General features: G+C 39.7%; 14 protein-coding genes. 8 read left to right on the forward strand and 6 right to left on the reverse strand.

The features are described 5' to 3' along the window. Positions 1–232, forward strand: a 232-nt coding sequence (locus tag MSI_RS11730) for a NusG domain II-containing protein (RefSeq protein ID WP_039924814.1), incomplete at its 5' end; no start/stop codon positions are given. After that, complete coding sequence (locus tag MSI_RS11735; protein WP_009107292.1) at positions 216–833, forward strand: Gx transporter family protein; 618 nt, start codon at positions 216–218, stop codon at positions 831–833. The genes MSI_RS11730 and MSI_RS11735, both read left to right, overlap by 17 nt. Before the next feature lie 438 nt (positions 834–1,271). On the opposite strand, the gene MSI_RS11745 is transcribed toward MSI_RS11735, so the two are convergent. From MSI_RS11745 to MSI_RS11755, 3 genes are all read right to left on the reverse strand, one after another. Then, complete coding sequence (locus MSI_RS11745; protein ID WP_009107294.1) at positions 1,272–2,192, reverse strand: FAD:protein FMN transferase; 921 nt, start codon at positions 2,190–2,192, stop codon at positions 1,272–1,274. Between the two features lie 103 nt (positions 2,193–2,295). Next, on the reverse strand, positions 2,296–3,699 hold the full coding sequence (gene thrC, locus MSI_RS11750) for a threonine synthase (protein WP_009107296.1): 1,404 nt from the start codon (positions 3,697–3,699) through the stop codon (positions 2,296–2,298). A 22-nt stretch (positions 3,700–3,721) separates the two neighbouring features. Continuing rightward, positions 3,722–4,678 carry a hypothetical protein gene (locus MSI_RS11755; protein ID WP_009107297.1) on the reverse strand — a complete coding sequence of 319 codons (957 nt, stop codon included), beginning with the start codon at positions 4,676–4,678 and terminating at the stop codon, positions 3,722–3,724. Between the two features lie 127 nt (positions 4,679–4,805). On the opposite strand from MSI_RS11755, the gene alr reads away from it, so the two are divergent. After that, complete coding sequence (alr, locus tag MSI_RS11760) at positions 4,806–5,975, forward strand: alanine racemase (protein ID WP_009107298.1); 1,170 nt, start codon at positions 4,806–4,808, stop codon at positions 5,973–5,975. Between the two features lie 98 nt (positions 5,976–6,073). Here alr and MSI_RS11765 read toward each other — a convergent pair whose 3' ends face one another. Further along, positions 6,074–7,417 (reverse strand): folylpolyglutamate synthase/dihydrofolate synthase family protein, encoded by a 1,344-nt coding sequence (locus tag MSI_RS11765; protein ID WP_009107299.1) that lies wholly within the window; start codon positions 7,415–7,417, stop codon positions 6,074–6,076. Between the two features lie 90 nt (positions 7,418–7,507). On the opposite strand from MSI_RS11765, the gene MSI_RS11770 reads away from it, so the two are divergent. From MSI_RS11770 to trpS, 3 genes are read left to right on the forward strand one after another with little or no spacing between them, the layout of a single operon-like run. Further along, entirely contained in the window at positions 7,508–7,918 is a 411-nt protein-coding gene (locus MSI_RS11770; protein WP_009107300.1) for a hypothetical protein, read from the forward strand. Next, entirely contained in the window at positions 7,861–8,313 is a 453-nt protein-coding gene (locus MSI_RS11775) for a hypothetical protein (RefSeq protein ID WP_009107301.1), read from the forward strand. Before MSI_RS11770 ends, MSI_RS11775 begins: the two co-directional genes overlap by 58 nt. A 44-nt stretch (positions 8,314–8,357) precedes the next feature. Next, on the forward strand, positions 8,358–9,455 hold the full coding sequence (gene trpS, locus MSI_RS11780; RefSeq protein ID WP_009107302.1) for a tryptophan--tRNA ligase: 1,098 nt from the start codon (positions 8,358–8,360) through the stop codon (positions 9,453–9,455). A 42-nt stretch (positions 9,456–9,497) separates the two neighbouring features. On the opposite strand, the gene MSI_RS11785 is transcribed toward trpS, so the two are convergent. Next, positions 9,498–10,916: a CCA tRNA nucleotidyltransferase gene (locus MSI_RS11785; protein WP_009107304.1), complete on the reverse strand. Its 1,419-nt coding sequence runs from the start codon at positions 10,914–10,916 to the stop codon at positions 9,498–9,500. Positions 10,917–10,920: 4 nt separating this feature from the next. Further along, positions 10,921–11,187, reverse strand: coding sequence for a hypothetical protein (locus MSI_RS11790; RefSeq protein ID WP_155815608.1), 267 nt, complete (start codon positions 11,185–11,187; stop codon positions 10,921–10,923). Between the two features lie 154 nt (positions 11,188–11,341). On the opposite strand from MSI_RS11790, the gene aroH reads away from it, so the two are divergent. Together aroH and MSI_RS11800 are read left to right on the forward strand one after the other, a co-directional pair. Further along, on the forward strand, positions 11,342–12,421 hold the full coding sequence (gene aroH / locus MSI_RS15060; RefSeq protein WP_009107308.1) for a chorismate mutase: 1,080 nt from the start codon (positions 11,342–11,344) through the stop codon (positions 12,419–12,421). Between the two features lie 69 nt (positions 12,422–12,490). Then, the coding region (locus MSI_RS11800) for a glycogen/starch synthase (RefSeq protein ID WP_039924822.1) at positions 12,491–12,801 on the forward strand (311 nt) is incomplete at its 3' end.

Here is a 12,801-nt window from a genome sequence, read left to right on the forward strand (position 1 = left end):
AGATGGAAAGGAATACGAGTACAGTCTTATGGAAAATAAGATTTATCAGGTTTCCGGAAGTCTGGGAATTACAAAAATCGAAGTAAAAGATGGAAGAGTAAGGATTATTGATTCTCCCTGCAAAAACAAAACCTGCATTCATCAGGGCTGGGGAAATCATATAATATGTCTTCCAAATGATGTAATTATTACTGTTGTCAGTGAGGATGAATTTGATGCTCTTGCACAATAAAGAAAAACTAGCATATTATTCTGCCCTGACACTTCTTTTTTCTTATGTTGAATTTCTTCTTCCTCATCTGCCTTTTCTGAAACTAGGGCTTGGAAATATTGTAATTTTACTTGCCCTTGATTTTATCCCCCTGGATTTTATAAGCCTTCTTATCTTAAAAGCCCTTACTTCAAGCTTTATTTCAGGAACACTTTTTTCTCCCTTTTTCTTAATTTCCTTCTGTCAGTCGCTGGGGGCTGGATTATTGATGTATGCTGTCAGTTTTATTAACCGGAGCCTTTTTAAGGAAAAGTTTTTTTCAGTTTACGGAATTTCCTTATGTGGAGCAGCTGCAAGTTCCTGTATTCAGGTTTTCTGCGCTTCAATTTTTCTTGGAAAAGAAGTTTATAATATTCTGGGGATAATGCTGATTTTTTCTCTCTTTTCGGGTCTGATAACAGCATTTATAAGCTGCAAAATCGCAATTAATAAGGTTCCTGAAATTAAGGGATATGAAGAAAAACTGAAAAAAGAAAGGGATGTAAATAGGAAAAATGTCTATTTTATTAGTCATCTTATTAATAATTCTGCCTATTTTTTATTAAATCTCTTTATATTTTAGCTGCTAATTTTTCTTTTTTCTGTAATTTTTCAGCTTTTGCATAAAAGAAAGTTTTTGATATTGCCACATGTTTGCCTCTGGCTTTTTATCATATTTTTAAGTTTATTTTCTTCAGGCGGAAAGGTTTTATTAAGGCTTGGTGCCTTTACCCTTTATGAAGAAGCCTTGCTTGAGGCTTTAAGAAAATGTTTTATACTCAGTTCTATAATTTGTATTTCGCAGGTCTCTTCAAATATTAAAGTTACGGCAGGATCTTTTATAGGCCTTACTACAGCTTATTTTTATTCACTTATGAATTCTTTTTACAATACCAGCGGAAATATTATTTTCAGAATAAAAAGTGTCTTGAAAGTGGAGGAACTTGAATACAGGGATAAGAATAAAACCTCTGCTTCAAATGTATTTATTTTATTGGTAATTCAACTTGTCTTATTTCTTTTACTGCTTTTTGCAGACCTCAACTTTGCTAAAATCTGCCAGGCTTGTTATTCGCTTTTCAATTCCTTCTGAAATTACTGCTGAATAATCCTTGCACAAAAGTATGATTTCAAAATCATAGTCCTGACAGTTTTTCCAGAAATCTATGGCTTTTTCTTTTCCCATTGCAAAAAGGGCGGTACTTAAAAGGTCTCCTGTAATACCTTTTTTTGTAATAATGGTAACAGATACCAGTTCGTTATCTACAGGTCTTCCTGTGCTGCTGTCAAATATATGGATGTATTCTTTTCCATCATCGCCGGTAAAATAGCGTTCGTAGCCACCGCTTGTAATTACAGCGCAGTCATTTAATTTGAGGGCAAAAACTGGTTTTGCAGCTTCTTCCCAGGGATTTCTTAAACCAATGTTCCAGTCGCTTCCATCAGCTTTGCTTCCAAGAAGCTGGATATTGCCACCAAGATCCAGAACTGCAGACTTTATTCCTTTTTCTTTTAATACTTCTATTGCAAGATCACCTGCAAAACCTTTACCGATTCCGCCAAAATCAAGCTGCATTTGGGGCTCTTTTATTAAGGTTTTACCTTCAAGACGGGCTTTTTTATAGTCTGTAAGGGGCTGGAGTTCTTTTATGCGGGAATTTTCCGGTACATGATAGTTCTTTGTAGTAAAGCCCCATTCTTTTGTTATGGGATATAAAAAAGGATTGAAAGCCCCTTGAGTTTTAAAGGCAGCATTAAGAGATGAAGAAAAAAGTTCTGCTAATTCATCTGACAGGAGGATTTCTGTATTATTTGAATTATTAATTTTATAAACTTCGCTCTGAGAATCGGTAACAGAAATCAGTTTTTCAGTTTCTATGATTTTTAATTTTGCAGCTTTATTTGCAGCAGAAGCTTTATTTCCAAAGCTTTTAATGCTCATAAAGGTATTCATTGCCTCAAAGGAAATTAAGTCAGAGGTAGTTGAGGAAGAGCTTTTGCACGAAAAAAATCCGGCTGTAATTAATACAGCCGGTATAATATTTCTAAAGATTAGCCAGAAGCCAGTCTTTGAACTTTTCATAATCATTTTCCATTGGAACTGCCTGATCTGGAAGGCGGAGGATCTGTTCAAGACGCTCTGGAATTACAGGATCCTTATTGATTGCATCTTTTACAATCTGTCCGAATTTTGCAGGGCTTGCAGTTTCCAGAATTACGCCGACAGCTTCTTTTGAATCAATCTTTCCGCTCCATTCTGGCACATTTGGAGAAAGTCCCGGCTTTTTCCAGTCGTTAGACTTACAGTTATTAAGTCCGCCGGCTTTAATTTCTTCCCATGCCTGATATCCGATTGCTCCGTGTGGATCAATGATATAACCGGTTTTTTCATTACAGTTTTTAATTGCTTTCATGATGCCATCATTATCTGTCCAGTAAGAAGCAAACATTGAGCGAACCTGATCAAGAGAGTACATAGCCTTAATGCGTTCGTAGTTACTTGGAGCACCAACATCCATAGCGTTGGCAAAGGTTTCTACAGAAGGGCGTGCATTATAGTCACCAGTTGAAATCCAGTCCGGGATTGTGCGGTTTGTATTTGTTGCAGCTGTAAAGCCGGCAATTGGAGCACCCATTTCCTTAGCAATCAAACCTGAAGTAAGGTTTCCAAAGTTTCCTGAAGGAACAACCATAATGATTGCAGGATCCTTAAGCTTTGAATCAATTACACAGCGGTTTCGTACATAGCAGGCTGCGTACATGTAGTAGAAGCTCTGTGGCAAAAGACGGGCAATATTGATTGAGTTTGCAGATGAAAGACGGAGTTTTCCGCGGAGTGCATCATCTGTAAATGCAGTCTTAACAAGTTTCTGACAGTCATCAAAGGTTCCATTTACCTTAAGGGCACGAACGTTTCCTGTAAAGGTAGAAAGCTGTTTTTCCTGAAGAGGACTGATTTTTCCTTCCGGATAAAGGATTGTAACGTCAATTCCCGGAACATTGTGGAAGGCAGAACCTACAGCAGAACCTGTATCACCAGAGGTTGCAACCAGAATGTGGAGGTTATCTTTTTCTGTACGGTTGAAGTAGGACATTACGCGGGCCATAAAGCGGGCGCCAAAATCCTTGAAGGCGCAGGTTGGACCGTGGAAAAGTTCAAGAATATAAGAAATTGAATCTGTTGGAACAATTTTTGGGGTAAAAGGATATGCATCCTGGATAATCTGAGTCAAATCCTCATCAGGGATTTCACCTTCTACATAAGGCTTTGCCATATTAAAGGCAATGTCGCGGAAGGAAGGAGCCGGGTCTTTTAAGATAAAAGAAGACTCTAGTTTTGGAAAACTTGTCGGAATATAAAGTCCGCCAGTTTTTGGATTCATTCCGCCCATTACGGCAGTCTTGAAATCAACCTTTACACTTGAATCTCGTGTGTCTGTGTAAATCATATTTTACCCCTTTATTTATATCCTATAGCCCGAAAATAAGGCTGTCTGCAATTGTTTTAGAAAGTTTATCTTTACAGGTCTGAGTTACATTATTCCAGTTACTGCCTTCTGCATACTGCTCATAGTTATTTGTGTAAACAACTTTTCCATTTTTCATGTTTACAGCAGAAATTTCTGCAACCATTGTGCAGCAGTAGCCGTCTCCGCTTTCAAGGGCGGTTACCGGCTGAGAAAATTTAATTGTACCGCAGATTAAATAGCCGTACTGGTCTTCAATAATTTCGTAGTTTTCTTTGTAGAGGGTTGTAAGAGGTTTTCCAATATCACTTGGTTCGTTTACAGGGGCATTGCCAACGTTCCAGATTCCCCAGGCTTTAAGCTTTGAAAGAACTCCGTAAGAGTTTCCTGTAGGGCGTCCGCGTTCGTTGAATTCCCAGATAAATAAAACTGCACCTTTTTTTGTAATGTCTGATTTTACCTTCCATTCTGCAGAAACTGCTTTATTTTCTGCTGCTTCAAGAGTTTCTTTTGAATCTGAAACCGGAGTCGGGTAGAAGGTGATTTTTTCATTGCAGGCAAAGTCCGGTTTTTCTGCTGTAAAAGTACAAAGTCCGTTCTGGTCGGTAATTAATTCTGCTGTAGCAAAGGAAATCTTACCTTCTGTTTTTGCAGCTGGATAAGAAACTGTTACCGGATATGCAGAAAGGGCAGCTCCGTCTTTTCCTGTAACTGTTACAGAAAAAGCTGTATTAAAGGCTGTTCCTGTTACTGTTGCCTTTGGAGATGAGCTTAATTTAAGATTAACGTTTTCAAGTTCTTTGATAAACTGAGTATCTTTTGTATTTTCTGCAGGGCTTTCTTTTACTGAATGATTTGAAGGACTTTCTGTTTCTGATTCGTTTTTAACGGCTGGCACAGAAGTACAGGCTGCTAGAACAAATGGAAGTAAAACAAAGGATTTTGATATAATTTTTTTCATAATAATTCTCATTTAATAGTAATAATTTAGTTTAGCGAATTTAGCGTTATTTTTCAACGCATTATAGATTGTATCTATTGTATAAAAGGTGCTAAGGATTTAAAATGTTACTTGGGTGGAATAAAAAATGAATCGCTGTACTAAAGCTATAATCTATAAATCAAATCTTGAATATAACATTAAACAGATAAAAAACTTTGTTGAGCCGGGCGTAAAGCTTTGCATTGCAGTTAAGGCAGACTCTTATGGTCATAATGCCGTTTTAACATCTCAGATTGCAGAAAGTCTTGGAGTTGAATATCTGGCTGTTGCAAGCGTAGGAGAGGGGGTTGAACTCCGTCATGCTGGAATTAAGGCTCATATTTTACTTTTGAGTCTTTGTGTGCCTGAAGAATTTAACGATCTTTTTGAATACGAGCTGACTCCGCTTGTTTTCAGTCACGAATATATTACAGCTTTGAGCGAAGCTGCAGACGGATATTTTAAGCGCCAGTCAGATAAGAACCTAAAGCATTCGGTTTTTCTTGCCGTTGATACAGGAATGGGCCGAATCGGCTGTTACCCGGAAGAAGCAGGGGACGAAGCAAAACTGATTTCTGCTTCTGCCCACCTTAAGCTTGGCGGTATGATTACTCACCTTTGCGTAAGTGACAGCCTTTCTGAAGATAATCAGAAGTTTACCTGCGAGCAGGGAGAAGCCTTTAAACTTGCCGTAGAAAACGTAAAAAAGGCTGGGGTAGAACCTGGCATTTTGTCTTGCGGAGCAAGCGCAGGATTATTGAACAATTCTGACCTTCATTTTGATTTGGTCCGCCCCGGAATCATTACTTACGGCTACTATCCAGATGAAATTACAAAAGAATATCTTCAGTCGCAGAAAAAAGATTTTGACATAAAACCTGTTTTAGCCCTTGAAAGCCAGGTTGTTGCAATAAGACATTTCCCTAAAGGAAAAACAGTATCTTACGGGCGCACTTATGAATGTCCCCAAGATACTGACATTGCTGTTTTACCAATCGGTTATGCAGACGGACTTTTGCGCCGCTTCAGTCCTGGACTTGAAGTTACAATCAACGGCAAAAATTATCCGGTACGAGGCCGCATCTGCATGGATCAGTGCATGGTAGACATCGGAAAGGACAACCCTGATGTAAAACTCTGGGATAAGGCTGTAATTTTCGGACCAAAAGAAAGCGGGGCTCTGAATACAGCGGAAGATTTGGCAAAAATCGGAAAGACAATTTCTTATGAAGTACTTACTTCTATTACAAAAAGGGTGTTGAGAATTGTAAAATAGAGGTGGCATAGGGCGCGAGAATTGAGGGGCGGCGAAGCCGGTCCGAAGGACTGCGCGTAGCAAACCCCGAAATGCGAGTAGGAAGAAGTTCCCGCCACCTATTTTTTGAAAATCATCTTATCTACTTCTGCAACAAGGTAGAAAGAACCTGTAACAAGTAAGATTTCTCCGCACTCAGAGCATTCTTTGAGCGCTTTTTTTATCATAGCCGGATAGTCGGGATTGAGTTCGTAAGAAAGTTTTGCATCCTGGAAGGCATTTTCAAGACCTGCAAGGTCAGCCTGCTTTACTTCGCCGGGTTTGGTTACATAAATATGCTCAAAGCGGCCTTTAAGAACCTTTGCAATATCTTTTACATCCTTGTCGGCGGCACAGGCGAAAAGAAGTGAAACTTTTTCTTCGCCGTAAAGCTTGTTCAGAGTATCAAGAGTCAAAGTAATTGAATTGAGGGTGTGAGCCCCGTCTAAAATCAGGGCAGGCAGCTGTTCGTAGCCCGGAACTTCTGTAAGGATTTCAAAGCGGGCAGGAAGCTTAGCCTTGGCAAGACCGCGCTCAATAATCTCTTCATCAAGATTTGGGAAGAGCTTTCGCGCCGCAATGGCTGCAAGAGCTGCATTTTCCAGCTGCATTTTTCCAAGCATTTTAAGGCTTGTTTTAATAGGACGGTTGAAAATCTCGCTTTCAAAAGAGATGTTCATAACCTTGTTTTTAAGGTCAAAAGAGTGAGAAAGATTTTTTGTAACGTCATCCACAAAATAAATAGGAGCGTGGCGGGTAAAAGCCTTTTCTTCAAAAACCTTTTTTACGCTTTCTTTAGACTGACGGGCAACAACAACCGGTGTACAGTTTTTAATTATCCCGGCTTTTTCTGCGGCAATTTTTTCGATAGTGTCACCTAAAAACTCTGTGTGCTCCAGTTCAATTGGAGTTATACAGCAGAGTTTCGGACGGATAACATTTGTAGAATCCAGGCGGCCACCTAGTCCGACTTCAAAAACTGACCAGTCAACTTCTGCCTTACGGAAGACCAGGAAGGAATAAAGGGTTACGAGTTCAAACCAGGTTATGGGGCGTTCTGCAGGAAGTGAGGTCGGAATAATGGATTCAATGTTTGGAATCATTTCGCGGATTGCAGCTTCGTAAGTTTCTTCATCAAAAAATGCTGTAGGAAGGGTAATGCGTTCGCGGAAATCTGTAATATGTGGCGAAGAAAAAACTCCGACTTTATTTCCTGCTTCTTCAAGAATACAGGCAATCATGCGGGAAACAGAGCCCTTTCCTTTTGAGCCCGCAATATGAACACAGGGTGCATAATCCTGAGGATTTTCAAAGCGTTTACAAAGATAGTCTATTGTATCCAGCCAGAAAATATCTTTCTTGGGATTTTTCTCAAAGTTCAGATAATCATCAAGCCAGTCCTGAAAGTATTCCACTGCATTCATAATTCTTATTATAAACCTGTTTGAAAGTTTGGTCATCAGGACTTAATTTTTTTTTATACAATTCTCTAAATACTGATGTATAATTTTAATATGCACAAAAAGATAAAAAAAGTTCTTTTTATTTCAATTCCACTTATTCTGCTTTTCTGTTTTTTATTATTGATTTTTATAAAATCCACTGTAAGAAAGGAATTTCAGCTGACTTTTGATGCTGACTATTACTGGACCCGGAAATCTTATGATGATTCCCTCTGGTTTTATGAAGAAGTGCCGGCCGGTTTTGAATATTACCTTTACATTCCTCCTGAATACAGAAATGACCGCCACAATGAAGATGCAAAACTTCCTCTGATTGTAACCTTCCACGGTTCAAATGATAAATATTCTTCGCGAGGAAAATTCGGCCGCATGCTGATTGCCCCTGAACTTCAGAATGTAAAAAAATGTGCAGTACTCTGCCTGCATTCCAGGGGAGATTATTTTCTGACTGCCACGACGTAAGCCTGATGATTCAGAATCTTCTTATGCGAAACGAATGTATTGATAAAAAATGCATAATCGGTTTTGGTCATTCGCAGGGAGCGGAGTTTGTTGTAAAACTTTCCTGCTACGAACCGGGGCTTTTTAAGGCGGTAATTTCTGGAAGCGGATATTATCAGCCTTCATTTAAGGAATTAATGCGTATTCTTCCAATCCGCTACTGGTGGAAGATTTCTAAATACGACAAGGGCATTTACGAGCAGGGTTACAAGACAGGCCGCCTCTTAAAACACTTTTGCCGTGGCTCTGTAAATATTGAACTTGAATCGCGCGAACACTGCTGGGTAGAAACTGATGATATTGACGAAAGCACAGGTCAGACTTTTCTTCAGTGGTATGAGAAAGTTGTAAATTAGGTAAAACTCTGCTATATTTCTACAAAAAGAAACACGAGGAAACTATGGCAGAGTTAGAATACACAGACCTTAATAAAAGCTACGAAGCAGCTCTTGAAAGAAGTAAAAAAATTGAAGCTGACCTTCTTGTAAATCCTAAAAAATACCGCGTACTTACAGGTGACCGTCCTACAGGCCGCCTTCATATTGGACACTATTTTGGTTCCCTTCAGAACCGCGTTCGCCTTGCAAACCTTGGCGTTCCAACAATGATTCTGATTGCTGACTATCAGGTTCTTACAGACCACGATGCTTATCAGGAAATCAGTCAGAACACAAAGCAGCTTGTAATTGACTATCTTGCGGCAGGAATTGATCCAAGCAAGCAGGATGTAATCATTTATCCTCACAGCTATGTTCCTGAATGTAACCAGCTTATGCTGCCATTTTTGACTTTAGTTTCTAATGCCGAACTCAGCCGTAACCCGACTGTAAAAGAGGAAATTGAATCTGCCGGTCTTAAAAACGTAAATGCCGGAATGTACACATATCCTGTTCATCAGGCTTGTGATATTTTGTTCTGTAAGGGAAACATCGTTCCTGTTGGAAAAGACCAGCTTCCTCACCTTGAAATGACCCGTACTATTGCAAACCGCTTTAACCGCAAATTCTGTCTGGACAGCGGAAAAGAACCGGTTTTCCCGGAGCCTCAGGCTTTGCTTTCTAAAACTCCTATGATTCTGGGACTGGACGGAAGCCAGAAGATGAGTAAGTCCCGCGGAAACGCAATTATGCTTTCTGCCACAGAAGACGAAACTGCAAAAATGATTAAAAAAGCTAAGACCGACCAGGACAGAAACATCACTTATGATCCTGTAAACCGTCCTGAAGTTGCAAACCTTCTTATGCTTATCAGCCTTTGTACTGGTGAAGAGCCAACTGCAATTGCTGCAAGAATTGGCGACGGCGGCGGCGGAATGCTCAAAGCAACTCTTACAGAAGCATTGAACGAAAAACTTCGTCCTATGCGCGCAGAACGTGCCCGCCTTGAAAAAGATCCAGAGTACATCCGCAAAGTGCTTCTTGACGGCGCTGCAAAAGCCCGCGAGATTGGTATTAAAACTCTCGAGGAAGTTCGTCATTGTATGAACATGGAGATTTAAAGTTATAACTTCAAAGTTCTAACATTCAGAAAAGGCAGTCCATTAGGACTGTCTTTTTTTTGCAATTTCTAGAAGTTTATCTTTATCATTCATTGCCGGGTCCTCCAGCACGGCTTCAAAAAGTTCATTCAAAATTACGCCAAGCTGTTTGCCGGCGGGAATACCTATGGCAATTAAATCTTTTCCGTTTACGGCAAGGTCTTTAAGGCTAAGGGCCTGATTTTTGGACTCAATGGCTTTAATTCGGTTCTGGAACTCAATTAAAGAATCGCAGGTGGCGCTGTCGTGAAGGCGGACGGGCTGATTGTATTTTCCGTACATATCGGCAAGGCGGAGGTCAATTAAATCAGGGATATTTTCTGAGCCCACTTTTACAAGAAAGCGGCGCACAGCGGCATCGGTCCAGTCCGGTGTGTAATAAAACATGTGATGTTTTACCAGATGGCAGACGTGGTCGGTGTCGGCATTTGAAAATTTAAGGCGGATCATAATCTTGCGGGCAAGTTTTTCTGATTCGGCTTCGTGATTAAAAAAGTGGAAGACTTTCAGTCCTTCTGGAGTTGTAGTTTCAGTACGGGCTGCCGGCTTTCCAATGTCGTGAAAAAGGGCGGCAAGGCGGACTAAAGGCTTTGATGCCGGAGCCCCGTCGCAAGCGTAAATATTGTGGTCAAAAACGTCAAAAATGTGGTAGCCGCGGTCATCACTTTGAATGCAGCCCCGGCAGACTGTAAATTCCGGGATAAAAATATTTAAAATACCAGTCTCTTCCATCTGTCTGATTCCAAGAGAAGGCTTAGGAGCTTTTAAGAGTTTTAATAGTTCGTCGCGGAAGCGTTCAAGAGAAATGCCAGCTATTTTTGCAAGGACTGGCTGAGTAGAAATCTCGCGGTAAGTTTTGTCTTCAATCTTAAATTCCAGCTGGCTTGAAAATCTTATGGCGCGGATAGGGCGGAGACCGTCTTCCAAAAAGCGCTCGCGTGGAACGCCGACGGTTCTGATAAGTTTTTTTTGAATGTCTTTTTTTCCGCCGTAAGGGTCAACAATTTTGCCGTTTTTAAGGTCTACAGCAATTGCGTTCATGGTAAAATCGCGGCGGCTTAAATCTTCTTCGATTGTGGCAGCATAATTTACGCTGTCCGGGTGGCGGCCGTCTGAATATCCGCTTTCAGTACGGAAGGTGGTAACTTCAATTTCCTGTTTTTTATAGTGAACGGTTACAGTGCCGTGTTCAATGCCGGTTGGCACTACAAACTTAAAAAGCTTCATTACATCCTGTGGCGTTGCGTTTGTTGCAACATCCCAGTCAGAAGCTTTTTTGCCCAGAAAAATATCGCGGACGGCGCCGCCAACAAGATAAGCCTTAAAGCCGGCTTCTTCAAAAACGCCGCCGAATTCCTTAAGCAGGGCAGGAATAGTTATTTTTTTGATTAGAAAAAATCTAATAAATTTTATCAGCTTCATTTAATTAAAATCCTTCAGAAAGATAATACACGATATTTGAAAAACTCATGCAGAAAATACTGAAAAGGATATTAAAAATCATAGTCAGTAAAACCGCCACGCTTTTTAGTTTTTCACCTTTTGTGATAAGTCTGATTATTGTCTCTCCAAAAATCAAAATCGAAAAAATCAAAAGTACAATGGAACTGAAAGAAAGGGTTGATAAAATCAACTGCTGGCTTTCGGTCTGGAAATTCTGATAGTTTCCCGCTATATAAAGGACAAGAAGCACAAGACAGAAGAGAAAGAGCGAAAAAACAATATTTTTTATCAGCCTGTATAAAAAAGATAGAGGATGCTTTTTTAACTGTCTAATAAAAATATTTTCTGTCTGCATGCTTGCCCAAACAATTTATGATAGTATATTATCAAAGAACTTGATTTCCATGAAGAAGTTTTTTGCATGTTTATTCATTTTGACGCTTTTCTCTGCTTTTGTTTTCTGGACAGGCTGGACTCAAATAAAACTGGAGCCTGACTCTTGCGGAGTAGTAGTTTCAAAAACTCATGGAGTAAGCCCGGAAGCTGTAATTCCCGGAAAACTGACCTGGTTTCCTCAGTTTCTTTTACCGACAAATGCCCGTTTAATTCAGTTTAAGATTAAGCCTTTAAGTATTACAAAATCTTACAAAACTTCACTTCCGTCTGCTGCTCTTGTAAGCGGAGGGACAGATTCGGGATTGAATTTTAATTATTCTTTTGATTTTTCAATTACGCTGACAGTTTCCCCTGAAGAAGTAGTTGAACTTTACCGCCAGAACCTTATAAGTGATGATGAAAGCCTTCATAAATACCTTGAAGGCTGTGCAGATTATATAACCCAGCTTTCTGCAGAATATTTCATCAAAAAATCGCAGGAAAATCCAAAATTCCGCCCCGAAAATGTCCGCCGTGATGATTTAATCCGTAGCGTTCAGCCTTATAAGGAATATCCGGACGTAGAAATAATCACAATTGCGCTTACATCAAGCGAATTTGCAGATTACGAACTCTACAATCAGTTAAAAGTAAAATTTCCGAAAGTCCTGATTTTCAGGCTTCAGACATACAAGCAGATTCTGCTAATTCAGGTGAACAAAATGAATAAGAAATTAATTGCCGTACGCGGTGCGGTGTGTTCAGAAAATAATAAAGAAGAAATTACAAAAAATGTTTGCACTCTCTTCAATCAGATTGTAACATTAAATAAGCTTACAGCAGAGGATATTGTCTCTGTTCAATTTACGCTTACTGAGGATATTACGGTTTTGAATCCTGCAACGGCTCTTCGTCTTGGAGAAACTGTAATTGAAACTTCTGAGCTTGCTCTTTTTTGCAGTCAGGAAGCCTTTATTGAAGGCGGTATGAAAAAGGTTATCCGCGCTATGATTACTGCCTACGCAGCTGAAAGTATTGTAAAACAAAATGTCTATTTGAACGGGGCTGAAAAACTCAGACCTGATTTAGGGTTTATAACAAAACCCTAAAAACGGCTGAGTCAAGGTTTTAAACGAAGCGTGCCTTGACCAGACGTATTTTTCAAGATAGAGGTTTTTATGAAACTTTGGATTGTAAGTATGGAATGCGCCGGAATTGCAGAAGCTGGCGGCGTAAAAAACGTTACTTTTTCTCTTTGTAACGAATTCTCAAAATTAAATAATAAAACATGCCTTTTTATCCCTGTTTTTAAGTGCAATACCTGGGATAATATCGAAAATCTTGAAAAAGACATTGCATCAGCAAATATTGAGCTTTGCGGGGAAGAGCAGACGGTTACTTATAGCCGGGGCACTTACCGCGATTCAGATTTTTCAGTCATTTTTGTAAATCATCCAAGTTTTGCAGAAAAAGAGGGGGTTTACACTTA

Origin of the sequence: Treponema sp. JC4 (assembly GCF_000260795.1) — a bacterium.
Classification (GTDB): domain Bacteria; phylum Spirochaetota; class Spirochaetia; order Treponematales; family Treponemataceae; genus Treponema_D.

What these genes read in the sequence shown, in the direction of transcription:
- MSI_RS11735 (WP_009107292.1), top strand. Translation starts at nt 216, where the DNA reads ATGCTCTTGCACAATAAAGAAAAACTAGCATATTATTCTGCCCTGACA.
- MSI_RS11745 (WP_009107294.1), bottom strand. Translation starts at nt 2,192, where the DNA reads ATGAGCATTAAAAGCTTTGGAAATAAAGCTTCTGCTGCAAATAAAGCT.
- thrC (WP_009107296.1), bottom strand. Translation starts at nt 3,699, where the DNA reads ATGATTTACACAGACACACGAGATTCAAGTGTAAAGGTTGATTTCAAG.
- MSI_RS11755 (WP_009107297.1), bottom strand. Translation starts at nt 4,678, where the DNA reads ATGAAAAAAATTATATCAAAATCCTTTGTTTTACTTCCATTTGTTCTA.
- alr (WP_009107298.1), top strand. Translation starts at nt 4,806, where the DNA reads ATGAATCGCTGTACTAAAGCTATAATCTATAAATCAAATCTTGAATAT.
- MSI_RS11765 (WP_009107299.1), bottom strand. Translation starts at nt 7,417, where the DNA reads ATGAATGCAGTGGAATACTTTCAGGACTGGCTTGATGATTATCTGAAC.
- MSI_RS11770 (WP_009107300.1), top strand. Translation starts at nt 7,508, where the DNA reads ATGCACAAAAAGATAAAAAAAGTTCTTTTTATTTCAATTCCACTTATT.
- MSI_RS11775 (WP_009107301.1), top strand. Translation starts at nt 7,861, where the DNA reads ATGTGCAGTACTCTGCCTGCATTCCAGGGGAGATTATTTTCTGACTGC.
- trpS (WP_009107302.1), top strand. Translation starts at nt 8,358, where the DNA reads ATGGCAGAGTTAGAATACACAGACCTTAATAAAAGCTACGAAGCAGCT.
- MSI_RS11785 (WP_009107304.1), bottom strand. Translation starts at nt 10,916, where the DNA reads ATGAAGCTGATAAAATTTATTAGATTTTTTCTAATCAAAAAAATAACT.
- aroH (WP_009107308.1), top strand. Translation starts at nt 11,342, where the DNA reads ATGAAGAAGTTTTTTGCATGTTTATTCATTTTGACGCTTTTCTCTGCT.